Below are 12,389 nucleotides of genomic sequence, written 5' to 3' on the forward strand. Positions count from 1 at the left end.
TTTTTGCACTCTCAAATATATGGAACAAATAGTATGATTAACAGAGTTCTTATTCGTCTGAAAATAGTTCAGATAATTTATGCGTATTATCAGAACGGTGGTAAAAATTTAGATACTGCAGAAAAAGAGTTGTTCTTCAGTTTATCTAAAGCGTATGATTTGTATAACTATCTCTTGCTTCTCATGGTGGAGGTTACGAAGTATGCCAGCAGACGGCTGGATGCAGCGAAAAATAAACTGGCTCCTACCAAAGAGGATTTGTGTCCTAATACCAAGTTTGTAGAAAACCGCTTCATTGCTCAGCTTGAAGTCAACAAACAGCTGAATGAGTTTGCTTCTACCCAAAAGAAAACTTGGGAGAATGAGGGTGACTTTATTAAAAATCTGTGTGAGCAGATTATGCAGAGCGATATATATAAGGAGTATATGGAGAGTGAAACCTCTTCGTATGAAGAAGATCGTGAAGTATGGCGCAAGATTTACAAACGTATTATTTTCAACAATGCAAGATTGGATGAAGTGTTGGAAGACCAGAGTTTGTATTGGAATGATGATAAGGAAATTGTTGATACTTTTGTATTGAAGACCATCAAACGTTTTGATCCTAAAAACGGAGAAAAGCAGGAACTTCTTCCTGAGTTTAAAGATGAAGAAGATCAGGATTTTGCACGTCGATTGTTCCGTCGTACTATCTTGAACGCAGATTATTATCGTCACTTGATTAGTGAAAATTCTAAGAACTGGGATTTGGATCGAGTAGCTTTAATGGATGTGGTTATTATGCAGATTGCTTTGGCCGAAATATTGAGTTTCCCTAATATTCCAGTGAATGTATCATTAAATGAATATGTAGAAATAGCCAAGTTATATAGCACTCCAAAGAGTGGTGGCTTTATTAATGGTACTTTGGATGGAATAGTTAATCAATTGAAAAAGGAAAACAAGCTGACAAAAAATTGATATATTTGTGCGCTATTAAATAACTAATTATTAAGAAAAACCTATGAACCTTTTAACTGTATTATTGCAGGCTCAAGCTGGAGGAGATTATTCCTTCCTTATTATGATGGTAGCCATTTTTGCTATCATGTATTTTTTCATGATTCGTCCACAGCAGAAGAAGCAGAAAGAAATTGCTAACTTCCGTAAAAATCTGGAAGTAGGACAGTCTGTTATTACTGCTGGTGGTATTTATGGAAAAATTAAGGAAATTGAAGATAACGCCGTTGTGGTAGAAATTGCGCCAAGTGTGAAAATCAGAGTAGATAAAAACTCTATTTATGCAGATGCGCAGGCTCAGGCAAACAAATAAAAATCTATTAATATGTTCGATGTAAAGAACATAAAAAGATATTATCGGTTTGGATTTCGAAGAATCAGAAACTTCTTGCTTAGCTCTAAAAGCAGGGAGTTTCTGGTTTTTTTGTTTTTTGTATTGGTCTCTTTTGCTTTTTGGCTTTTACAGACTTTAGATGATGTATATCAGACCGAGTTTAAAGTTCCTCTTCGGTTGAAGAATGTTCCTAAGGAAGTAGTGATAACTTCTGATCTTCCCGAAGAAGTTCGTGTTCAAGTCGAAGATAGAGGAACTGTTCTGCTAAATTATATGTTGGGGAGAACATTCTTTCCTGTAACTTTTGATTTTTCTGATTATATGGAAGCCGGTACTCACGTACGTATTTCTACGTCGGAATTATCGAAAAGAATATCCGCCCAGCTTAATGTTTCTACTAAACTGCTTTCTATTCGTCCGGATACACTCGATTTTATCTATACGAAAGGTAAAGCTAGAAAGTTACCAGTTCGTCTTCGGGGAGAGATTACTCCTGGGAGACAATATTATATTTCTCATATCGGCTTTCATCCTGATTCGGTTATTGCTTATGCGCCAGATGGAGTGCTTGATACGTTGATAGCTGCTTATACGCAAGATGTGCGTTTTGAATCTGTGAGTGATACTTTAACACAGCGTGTAAAACTTCGTCGTATCAAGGGAGTGAAGTTTATTCCCGATTACAATGATATATCTGTGTATGTAGATATGTATTCGGAGAAAACCGTAGAAGTTCCTGTGATAGGTATTAACTTTCCTGCCGGTAAGGTGTTGCGTACCTTTCCTTCTAAAGTAAAGGTTACTTTTCAGGTCGGATTGAAGAATTTTAAGTCGGTAACGGCAGATGACTTCTTTATAGGAGTTACTTACGAAGATATCAAGAATGCCAAAGGAGAAAAGCTACCTTTGATGATAAGAAAAGCTCCTAATAGTGTCAGTCATATCCGGATACAGAATTCGGATATAGATTATTTGATAGAACAACAGGTTGTAGTGGAGGAAGGAGATAAAGAATGATTCGTTTGGGAATAACTGGAGGGATAGGTAGTGGAAAGTCATATGTATCCCATTTGTTAGCTGAGACAGGTATTCCTGTCTATGATACTGATTCGAATGCGAAAAGACTCATGATGGAACATCCTTCTATTCAGAAACAGTTGGTAGAATTGCTTGGAACAAATGTTTATGTGGAAGGGCGCTTGAATAAACCTTTACTTGCAGAATATCTTTTTTCTTCCTCTGAGAATGCATCTCGAATTAATTCAATTGTACATCCGATAGTGAAACAAGATTTTCAAGAATGGGCTTTACGTCATTCGGGTACTGAGGTTGTTGTTATGGAATGCGCTATTTTATATGAATCGGGCTTTGATAAGAGTGTCGACAAGATACTGATGGTATATGCTCCCGAAGAGATTCGTCTGCAAAGAGCTATGCAGCGTGATGGTGCTACTGAGGTACAAATACGCAGCAGGATGGCGGCTCAGTTTTCAGAAGAGGAAAAGCGAAAACGTGCCGACTTTGTGATAATCAATGATGGAGTCTGCCCTTTGTGGCCTCAGTTGCAGGAAGTGATTGATAAACTGACTACAGAAAAGGGAAGATAATGTTGTATATATCGTCTGTGAATTGTATTTTTGCCGCTATCTAAAATTAAAAACAAATAATAATATTATTACTCGTATGTTGAAGACTATTTTAGCTATTTCAGGTAAACCGGGATTATATAAACTGGTTTCTCAGGCAAAGAATATGCTGATTGTAGAAACAGTAGATGCTGCTAGAAAAAGAATGCCTGTGTATGCCAGCGATAAAGTGATTTCTTTAGGCGATATTGCTATGTACACAGACGATGATGAAGTACCTTTGGCAGATGTATTGGAATCAGTAAAGAAGAAAGAAAATGGTGCTGTTACAGCTATCGATTATAAAAAAGCATCTGTAGAAGAGTTGAATGCTTTCATGGCTGAAGTTTTACCTACTTATGATCGTGACCGTGTTCATACCAGCGATATTAAGAAACTTATTCAGTGGTATAATTTGTTGGTATCAAACGGAGTGACTGAATTTGTAGAAAAAGCAGAAGAAGCTGCAGAATAATAGAATTAGCTTTTTAAAACAATCAATAAAAGATTCCCGGTTAAACTGACTACAGTCTGACCGGGAATCTTTTTTATTGATATCCGAAAAGGTTTTGAAACAAAAGCAGAATGCAGCTTAAATCATATATTATAAGTCTTGATATTTCTCAAAAGAAATCTTGTGATATCTGTCATCAAAATATAAAGAAGCAGTGATATGATACTACTATAAAAAAATGGGAGCTTTACAGCCCCCATTTTTTATTTGGTTTATCACCCATTTCCAGTATCAGTGTACCTCCTTTCAGCAGTTCAGATGCAGGGAAATAGAAATTTTGAAGTGGCTTTCCATTCAGTGTAGCCGACTGTATATATTTGTTCTGACGTGAAGCATTACGAGCTTCGATAGTGAATTCTTTTCCTCTTCCGTATCGGTTGTCCAGTCGGATAACCGTTTTTTCATAAAGCGGGCTGGCGATTTCGTATATAGGATCTACGCTACATCCTCCATCAGTCTGGAATAAGCCTATAGCAGCCATAATAAACCATGCACTCATCTGTCCCTGGTCTTCATCGCCTAAATATGCATTTGCAACTCCTGCTCCATAATATCGGTCGATAATAGAACGACTCCATTTCTGTGTCAGCCATGGTTTACCTACCCAGTTGAACAAGAATGCAAAGTGCATAGACTGCTGGTTACCCTGTACAACGGGGAAATCCCAATACTGATCATTGGGGGCATTGTATCGCCAAGGTTCGCTTGCCTGGAATCCCCATTCCAATCTTTCAATGAAACGCTTCTTGCCAATATAGTCGGCCAATGCACGTATATCCTGAGGGACAAAGTAAGTCAACTGCCAGGCGTTTCCTTCTACATAGTGTTCATTGGCACCCGAGCGGAACGGGTCGAAGTTGGCAGCCCATTTTCCTTTGCTATCCTTCAATGTAGCATATCCCGAGCGAGTATCAATGGTATTCTTCCACCAGTATCCTCTTTCGTTGAATTCCTTATATATATCCTGCTTGTTTAAAGCTTTGGCAAACTGTCCTACAGTCCAGTCGTCGTAAGAATATTCCAAAGAATTAGAGAATCTTCCCAAGTCGGAAGGTACATATTTGTATTTTAGATACGATTTCAGGTCTCTGTTTCCAGCGTATCCAGCGTATACTTTCTGTGAAGGAGTACGCTGCATTTTCAGCATAGCTTCCAAAGCCTTGTCAGTATCAAAGTCGCGTATTCCCATTTGGTATGCTCCTACTATAAGAGGTATTTCATGTTCGGCTACCATGACAGGAATGTAGTTCATACCTGCAGGTCCTTTTGCCAGCCATCCGTTGGCATCGTACATAGCCAACTGAGAGTTTACCCATCGTTTGCTCCATTCCGGTGTTACCAGGTTCCAGAACTGGTTCAGATTCCAGAATGTGTTCCAGAAAGCATCACATCCCAATGCTGCATCGTTTTCGTCTGACAGGCGGTGTACTTTTTTATCAGTCGAAACCCATTCTCCGTTTACGTCACTCCATATGTTTCGGCTACACAGTGCGCGATACATATTATTATAGAAACGTACCTTTTCCATACGGTCGGTACTTGTAATCTGTACTCGGTCGAACAATTCGTTCCATACCTTTTTCTGATTTTGTTGTACAGCTTCAAAGTTCCATCCAAACGGACGAGTAATTTCTTTTTCAAGATTGAGTGATGCATTTTCGATGCTTACCAATGAGATACCCGAACGTACTTGTACTACCGGATGTTTAGTCACATCAAACTCCAGATAAACCCCTGCATCTTTCAGGTCTTTGGCTTTTAATACAGTATCGCGGCGTACTTCTCCATCTGCCCAGATTCCCATATCGGCAATAGGCTGGTCGAATTCCAATACAAAGTGTAGTTTATAGTCCTGATCAGCATCGTTGCTCCATACATTTTTGGATAGTTGATGACTTACACCTTCTATTCTGTAGTCGCTTACTTTGCGCAACTCTACTTCCCTCAGCAAGTAGTCATATTCAGTCGGGATATGTAAGTCTACCAACACACGTGCTCCCTTTCTATCTTTCGGGAAAGTGTATCGTTGGAATCCGCATCGGGTAGTCGCAGTCAGTTCTGCCTGAATATCATAATCTTCCAGGTGGATCGCATAATAACCGATTCCGGCTTTTTCGGTACGCTTATCTATGCGTGAACGATAACCAGAGTCTGGATTACCTTCTTCGCCTTCTTGTATAACCAGCTTCCCATTTGTAGGCATTAATCCCAAACCACCTAAAGTCCACTCGTGAATATGGCTGAAACATCCGATGTTTTCAAAAGTAGGCTGGTATCCTGCCTGCCATCCGGTATTCTGGTTGTCCGGGCTCAGTTTTACCATACTGAAAGGCATCCACGGCCCCGGTGCAATCATCCAGCGCGAATGTCCGGTACCAATGCGTGTGTCTACGTAGTCTGCCAATGTCTGTAATGGCTGGGTGCTTCTTTCTATCTGTCCTTTACCGATGATTCGTCCGTCGGCTCTTACCACATACTGACTTTTTTGTGTGGTTTCTACAGAAGACATAGGGACTTCGAGCACGTAGCGAGCTGTATCAATCTGTTGGGTAAATACCTTCTTTCCGTCTACTTCAACTTCAAGAGTAGGGCGTCCCGACAATTCTTCTACATCTACCAGCAGAGGCTGTATTCGCTTGCCGTTTTGTTCAATTTCATAGTTGGCAGCTTCTACTCCGCGTAAAAAAGCTTTCTTGGGTTTTATCAACTGTATACCTGCAGGACCATCCAATGTGATTTGGTCGAATAGAATCCAAGAACCTTGCAGTACAGATAAACGGATTTCATTTCCGCCTTCATGAAGACAAGCAGGGTCGATAGGTATCTCTATACGATTTTCTACAGTTCCGCTTAAATCGCCTGTAATGGAGTTCTTGTTTTTTCCTTTCGGTAACTGGAATTTCCATGCAGTTCCGTTTACGGTAACCTTCAGAAGAGGAGGTAACTCTACAGCGTTGTCCAGCACATCTATGGTCAGTTTCCATGGAGTGGAGTTATTGGTTATTTTTTCGATACCGAAAAGGATGGTTGTATCGTGTGTACGCCATCCAGAAGTACCGCCAGTTCCTCCCCATCCATCCGAAGGACCGGGTATTACGTAAGGAAACTCTTTGCTCGCATCCGAATGGCCGATTAAGAAATAACGGTCTTCGTAGCCAAAGTCATTTGCAAGATAGTCTTTGTATCCATTCGGAGCCAGTGCAAAACCTTTTGCCTGATTGTCGTTTTCTCCGATGGTCCAGATTCTGTCTGCGCTTATCGGTTGTGCGCAACATGCTGTCAGCAGAAATAGAGAGACAAGTTGTTTGTTCATGGTTATTGTATTTTATGACACAAATAAACGAAAAACAATACGGTATTCTGTCAGACTTTTTTCTGATATACTTATATTATATTATTGTAGAGTGGAAAAATAGAAAATAAAAAGGAAAGTGGATGCTTGGAGTAATTTATCTAGGGAAGAAAAGAAAAATAGAGAATAGGACAAATTTCGTTTTTATGGCAGAATGAAAAAAGGGTTGCAACGCAAGATGCAACCCTTTTCAATTTCTTTTCTAAATACTGAGACTTATTATGCTTCAGCGAAAGGAACTACAGATACGAAGCTCTTGTCTTCGCGACCTTTCTTGAAACATACAGTACCGTCTACCAATGCGTAAAGAGTGTGGTCACTACCCATACCTACGTTTTCACCTGGGTTGTGAACTGTTCCTCTTTGACGAACAATGATGTTACCAGCTTTGCAAGCTGAACCACCGAATATCTTTACGCCTAATCTTTTGCTAGCTGACTCACGGCCGTTCTTAGAACTACCTACACCTTTCTTATGTGCCATTTCTTTCTACGTTTTTAATGATTAAGCAATAACTTGTTTGATAGTCAATTCAGTAAACTGCTGACGGTGACCGTTCAGTTTTCTGTAACCTTTTCTTCTCTTCTTGTGGAATACCAATACTTTGTCACCTTTTACCAAGTGAGAAACTACTTCGCATACCACTTTTGCACCTTCTACAGTAGGAGCACCTACAGTAACAGTACCGTTGTTGTCTACCAACAAAACTTTGTCAAATTCAACAGTTGCACCGTTTTCAGCATTCTGAATGTGATGTACAAACAGTTTTTTGCCTTCTTCAGCTTTGAACTGCTGACCGTTAATTTCTACAATTACGTACATTTTATTTAATATTAAACGGGTTTTCTCCGCAAGGTGAACCGCTCTCATTCGGTTACTTGTTTACCTTTACGGACTAAATCGGCTGCAAAGTTAAGGGTTTTAATTCATATAACCAAGCATTTAAAGGGAAAAAGTTCGTGCTAATTTACACCATTTATTTCTTTTGCTTTTTGTTTGAAATGCTTGAATTGCTTGTATAGCATGAAGCCGGCAATCAGGCTGGCCATAATGTCGGAGATAGGCATGCTGTACCATATACCCAGACTTCCCCAAAACAGAGGAAGGATGAAGAGACAAGGAATCAGAATCAGAACTTGTCGGCTGAGTGAAAGTATGATGGCTTTTCGTGCCATGCCAATACTTTGGAAGAAGTTGGATGTAACCATCTGGAAGCCGATAATAGGGAAGAACATCACTGTAATACGGAGCCCTTTGGCCGATAAATCAATTAGAGTCTGGTCGGTCGTAAAAGCTGATACAGTCAGTTCCGGAATCAGTTCGCCTACGAGGAAACCTGTAGTAGTTACTATTGTTGCAGCTATTACGGTCAGTTTCATTACATGGTTTACTCGGTGATACTGCTGGGCACCAAAGTTGTATCCGGCAATGGGTTGCATACCCTGGTTCAGTCCCATGACAATCATTACAAACAGAAACACGATGCGGTTTACAATACCAAAAGCACCAATGGCAAGGTCGCCATCATATAGTTTCAGGCCTTTATTAATCAGAATCACGATGAAGCAGGCTGCTATGTTCATGAAGAAAGGAGCCAGTCCGATACCGATGATATTTTCTACCAGAACTTTGCGCAGGCGGTAGATACCTCTCTTCATATGAAGCAGTTCTTCTTTGTTTGCAAACAGCTTGACAAGCCAGCACAAGGAAATGATCTGTGCCAGAATAGTAGCTACGGCAGCTCCACGTATTCCCATGCCGAAAGTATAAATAAACAAGGGATCGAGTATGGTATTGATAATAACTGTCAGGATGGTGGCAATCATGGCTTTTTGCGGATGTCCGGCAGACCGGAGTACAGAATTCAATCCTAAATACATATGTGTTATTACATTACCTATCAGGATAATTTCCATGTAATCTCTTGCATACGGTATGGTCGCTTCGCTTGCCCCAAAGAAATACAGGATAGGGTCAAGAAAAACCAGAGTGATAATGGTGAACAATACACCGATAATTAAGTTCAGCGAGATTACATTTCCCAAGATTTGCTGAGCGGTGTGATAGTCTTTCTGTCCTAATTTGACAGAGATCAGTGTCGAAGCTCCTACTCCAACCAGCGAGCCGAAAGCGGCTGCCAAGTTCATTAGAGGGAAAGTGATAGCCAGTCCGGAGATAGCCATCGGACCTACTCCATGTCCGATAAAGATGCTGTCTACCATGTTGTAAAGAGAAGAAGCAGTCATTGCGATAATGGCAGGAATGGCATATTGTGCCAATAGTTTGCCGATAGGGAGCGTACCTAGTTCTGTTGCAGTTCCTTTCTGAGACATAAAATCGTTATTTTACGTAAATTAGCCTGCAAAGATACTCATTTTTTCTCATTTGCGAAACCTGCCTTATCTTTCTTGAAGTTAAGATAGAGTGTAGTTCAGCATAGCCTTTTCTCAAAAGCAAGCTTTTGACTTGGCACTGCACTCACCTTTCGCTATCTTTGCACTCCGAAAAGAAAAAGAAGCGTATGAAGATATATTTTTTTCTATTGAATTTTGTGATGATGATGACGTGGAGTACTGTCAGCGGAGAGGTGCTTTGTCGTTATCGGGTCTATCTGGCTGATAAAAATTGTACGGCTTATTCGTTGGACCGACCGGAAGAGTTTCTTTCTTCGCGTGCCATTGAGCGGAGAATGAGACAGCATTTGGCTGTAGATTCTACAGACCTTCCTGTGTGCCGTACCTATATTGAGGAAATACGTCGTTCGGGAGGAAAAGTGTTGAATCACAGCAAATGGAATAATACTGTAGTTGTTGAGTTGTCTCGTCACGAAGTGCTAGACTCTATCCGGACCCTTCCTTTTGTGAAAAAAGTGAAGCGTGTATGGATTGCGCCCGATGGGGCAATACCCCGAAATAAAGAACGTAAGAAAATGATTACCAATAAAGTGACCAAGACCGATGATTATTACGGGCATGCGGCAGCACAGATTCGTATGCATCATGGCGATAGTCTGCATGCAGCCGGTTTTCGCGGAGAAGGAATGCAGATTGCCGTGATTGATGCGGGCTATTATAATGTGGATGCCATTAAACTGTTCCGTCATCTGAACTTGCTGGGGGTGCACGATTTTGTCAATCCCGATTCGGATATTTACGAAGAGCATAGCCACGGACTGAAAGTGTTGTCGTGTCTGGCTGTAGACAAGCCTAATGTCATGGTAGGAACTGCTCCCAAAGCTTCTTATTGGTTGCTTCGGAGTGAAGACAATGATACCGAACAGCCGATAGAAGAAGACAACTGGGCTGCCGCCATTGAGTTTGCCGATAGTGTGGGAGTGGATGTAGTCAACACTTCGTTGGGATATTATGAATTTGACGATAAGGAAGAGAATTACCGTTACCGCGATTTAGACGGTAAAACTTCGTTTATGTCGGTTACCGCAGAGAAAGCAGCTGGAAAAGGATTGCTTGTGGTATGCAGTGCCGGCAATGCCGGTGGGGGCAAATGGAAAAAGATTTCTCCTCCGGCCGATGCAGAAGATGTGATAACCGTCGGTGCATTGGATTATGACCGTACGAATGCCGATTTTTCTTCCATAGGAAATACAGCCGACGGAAGAGTCAAGCCGGATATCATGGCATTGGGAGTACGGGCGGTTGTAGTGGGAGAAAATGGAGGAATATCCAGAGCAAGCGGTACTTCTTTTGCGGCTCCCATTTTCTGTGGATTGGTCACTTGCTTATGGCAGGCATTTCCTGATCTTACTGTAAAGGAAATTATCGATGTAGTCCGTCGTTCGGGAAGCCGTTATACTCACCCCGATAATATCTACGGTTACGGAGTAGCTGATATATGGAAAGCGTATCAGCTGATTCAGAAGGAAAGGGGGAACAGATGAATGGTAACCCGCTTTCTTTGGTCGAACTGAATGCGCTGGTGCGTCGTAGTATTCGTGCCTGTCTGCCCGACGAGTACTGGGTACAGGCCGAACTGAGTGAGGTGCGTGCTAATTATTCAGGACATTGCTACCTGGAGTTTGTGCAGAAAGACAGCAAGAGCAATGCACTGGTGGCAAAGGCACGCGGTATTATCTGGAGTAACGTATACTACCGGCTTAAGCCTTATTTTGAACGGGAAACGGGACAGGCTTTTACTTCCGGTATCAAAGTACTCGTTAAAGTGACAGTCGACTTTCATGAACTCTACGGCTATTCGCTGACCGTAGTCGATATTGACCCCACTTATACATTGGGCGATATGATGCGCCGGCGCAAGGAGATATTGAAAAGGCTGGACGAAGAAGGAGTGCTTACTTTAAACAAAGAGTTGGAAATGCCTTTGTTGCCCCAACGTATTGCGGTTATCTCTTCGGCAACTGCTGCCGGTTACGGCGACTTCTGCAATCAACTTGCCAGCAATCCGTTCGGTTTTGTTTTTTATCCTCATCTTTTCCCGGCTGTCATGCAGGGAGAGCGGATTGAAGCTTCCATCATTCAGGCACTCGACCGTATCTATAGTCAGCAGGATTGTTGGGATGTAGTTGTCATTATCCGTGGGGGAGGAGCTGTTTCCGATTTATCCGGATTCGATACTTATGCCTTGGCTGCTAATTGTGCTCAGTTTCCGTTACCGCTTATTACTGGTATTGGACATGAACGCGATGATACGGTGCTCGATCTTATTGCACACACCCGTGTCAAAACCCCAACAGCGGCTGCCGAGTTATTGATAGACCGTGTGCGCCGCACGGCAGAACAGCTGGAAGCATACACCGATTATTTTTACAGGGAAATTCCCCAACGTCTGGAACAGGAAAAGAAGAGACTGGCGCAGTGGGTATCTCGTATTCCAGCCCAGGTACAGATGAGGCTGCAGCAGGAACATTTCCGGCAGGAGCGTTTTACCAAGCGTATGGCCGCAGCATGGCAGGCTCGTTTGCTGCGTGAAGAATACCGGCTTCGTGTAGAAAAACGTATGGAAGTAGCTTGTATGTCGCGTTTGCAGCGGGAACTTCATCGCATTGAACTGATGGAGCAAAAGACACAGGCTGCATCGCCGGAACTGCTTTTGAAAAAAGGGTATAGTATTACATTGAAAGACGGTAAGGCAGTGACCGATGCTTCTACACTGAAAGCAGGAGATAAAGTAGTGACGCGTATGGCATCGGGGGAGGTGGAAAGTATAGTAGAGAAAATAAATTAAAAAACAGAATACAATGGCAAAAAAAGAAACATACAGTGAAGCGATGAAACGGCTGGAAGCCATCGTATCGCAGATAGAAAGTAACGAGTTGGATATCGACAGCCTGGGAGAACATCTGAAAGAAGCCCAGAAACTCATAAAATACTGTCGTGATAAACTTTATAAGGCAGATGCCGAAATAAAGAAAATGCTTGAAGAAGGAGAAGAAACGGAAGCTTGAGCAGATGCTTCTGTTTGTCATACTGTTTGTTGACGGAAATGGAAGTGAACCGGCGCCGTTGGCTATATAGCCGGCGACGCCGATTTTATATTCGCCGACGTCAACTGTATAATCGACGTCGGCGGATACAAGGTATAATCTGT

12 protein-coding genes are annotated in these 12,389 nt (G+C 41.8%); 8 read left to right on the plus strand and 4 right to left on the minus strand.

Annotation, left to right across the window (positions count from 1 at the left end):
• Positions 1 to 33: 33 nt before the first annotated feature.
• From nusB to O6P32_RS07775, 5 genes are all read left to right on the plus strand, one after another.
• The gene (gene nusB, locus O6P32_RS07755) at positions 34 to 960 is read left to right on the plus strand and encodes a transcription antitermination factor NusB (RefSeq protein WP_178265652.1); all 927 of its coding nucleotides are present in this window, start codon (positions 34 to 36) and stop codon (positions 958 to 960) included.
• Positions 961 to 1,003: 43 nt separating this feature from the next.
• Entirely contained in the window at positions 1,004 to 1,312 is a 309-nt protein-coding gene (gene yajC / locus O6P32_RS07760; RefSeq protein ID WP_178265653.1) for a preprotein translocase subunit YajC, read from the plus strand.
• Positions 1,313 to 1,324: 12 nt separating this feature from the next.
• Complete coding sequence (locus O6P32_RS07765) at positions 1,325 to 2,350, plus strand: YbbR-like domain-containing protein (RefSeq protein ID WP_178265654.1); 1,026 nt, start codon at positions 1,325 to 1,327, stop codon at positions 2,348 to 2,350.
• Entirely contained in the window at positions 2,347 to 2,940 is a 594-nt protein-coding gene (coaE, locus tag O6P32_RS07770) for a dephospho-CoA kinase (RefSeq protein WP_178265655.1), read from the plus strand. The genes O6P32_RS07765 and coaE overlap by 4 nt, the downstream gene beginning before the upstream one ends.
• Positions 2,941 to 3,016: 76 nt before the next feature.
• On the plus strand, positions 3,017 to 3,433 hold the full coding sequence (locus tag O6P32_RS07775; RefSeq protein ID WP_178265656.1) for a DUF5606 family protein: 417 nt from the start codon (positions 3,017 to 3,019) through the stop codon (positions 3,431 to 3,433).
• Positions 3,434 to 3,659: 226 nt separating this feature from the next.
• Here O6P32_RS07775 and O6P32_RS07780 read toward each other — a convergent pair whose 3' ends face one another.
• The 4 genes from O6P32_RS07780 to O6P32_RS07795 all read right to left on the minus strand — a co-directional run bounded on the left by O6P32_RS07780 (position 3,660) and on the right by O6P32_RS07795 (position 9,157).
• Complete coding sequence (locus tag O6P32_RS07780) at positions 3,660 to 6,785, minus strand: GH92 family glycosyl hydrolase (protein WP_269877798.1); 3,126 nt, start codon at positions 6,783 to 6,785, stop codon at positions 3,660 to 3,662.
• 258 nt (positions 6,786 to 7,043) lie between these two features.
• Entirely contained in the window at positions 7,044 to 7,307 is a 264-nt protein-coding gene (gene rpmA, locus O6P32_RS07785; RefSeq protein WP_178265658.1) for a 50S ribosomal protein L27, read from the minus strand.
• 21 nt (positions 7,308 to 7,328) lie between these two features.
• Positions 7,329 to 7,646, minus strand: a complete 318-nt coding sequence (gene rplU / locus O6P32_RS07790) for a 50S ribosomal protein L21 (protein ID WP_007566748.1) — start codon at positions 7,644 to 7,646, stop codon at positions 7,329 to 7,331.
• Between the two features lie 140 nt (positions 7,647 to 7,786).
• Positions 7,787 to 9,157, minus strand: coding sequence for an MATE family efflux transporter (locus O6P32_RS07795; RefSeq protein WP_269877799.1), 1,371 nt, complete (start codon positions 9,155 to 9,157; stop codon positions 7,787 to 7,789).
• 221 nt (positions 9,158 to 9,378) lie between these two features.
• On the opposite strand from O6P32_RS07795, the gene O6P32_RS07800 reads away from it, so the two are divergent.
• From O6P32_RS07800 to xseB, 3 genes are read left to right on the plus strand one after another with little or no spacing between them, the layout of a single operon-like run.
• Positions 9,379 to 10,722, plus strand: a complete 1,344-nt coding sequence (locus O6P32_RS07800; protein WP_408636056.1) for a S8 family peptidase — start codon at positions 9,379 to 9,381, stop codon at positions 10,720 to 10,722.
• Positions 10,719 to 12,026 (plus strand): exodeoxyribonuclease VII large subunit, encoded by a 1,308-nt coding sequence (gene xseA / locus O6P32_RS07805; RefSeq protein WP_269877892.1) that lies wholly within the window; start codon positions 10,719 to 10,721, stop codon positions 12,024 to 12,026. Before O6P32_RS07800 ends, xseA begins: the two co-directional genes overlap by 4 nt.
• Before the next feature lie 13 nt (positions 12,027 to 12,039).
• Positions 12,040 to 12,246 (plus strand): exodeoxyribonuclease VII small subunit, encoded by a 207-nt coding sequence (gene xseB / locus O6P32_RS07810; RefSeq protein ID WP_178265661.1) that lies wholly within the window; start codon positions 12,040 to 12,042, stop codon positions 12,244 to 12,246.
• The last annotated feature ends 143 nt before the right edge of the window (positions 12,247 to 12,389 follow it).

This window comes from Phocaeicola acetigenes, from assembly GCF_027529745.1.
GTDB lineage: Bacteria > Bacteroidota > Bacteroidia > Bacteroidales > Bacteroidaceae > Phocaeicola > Phocaeicola acetigenes.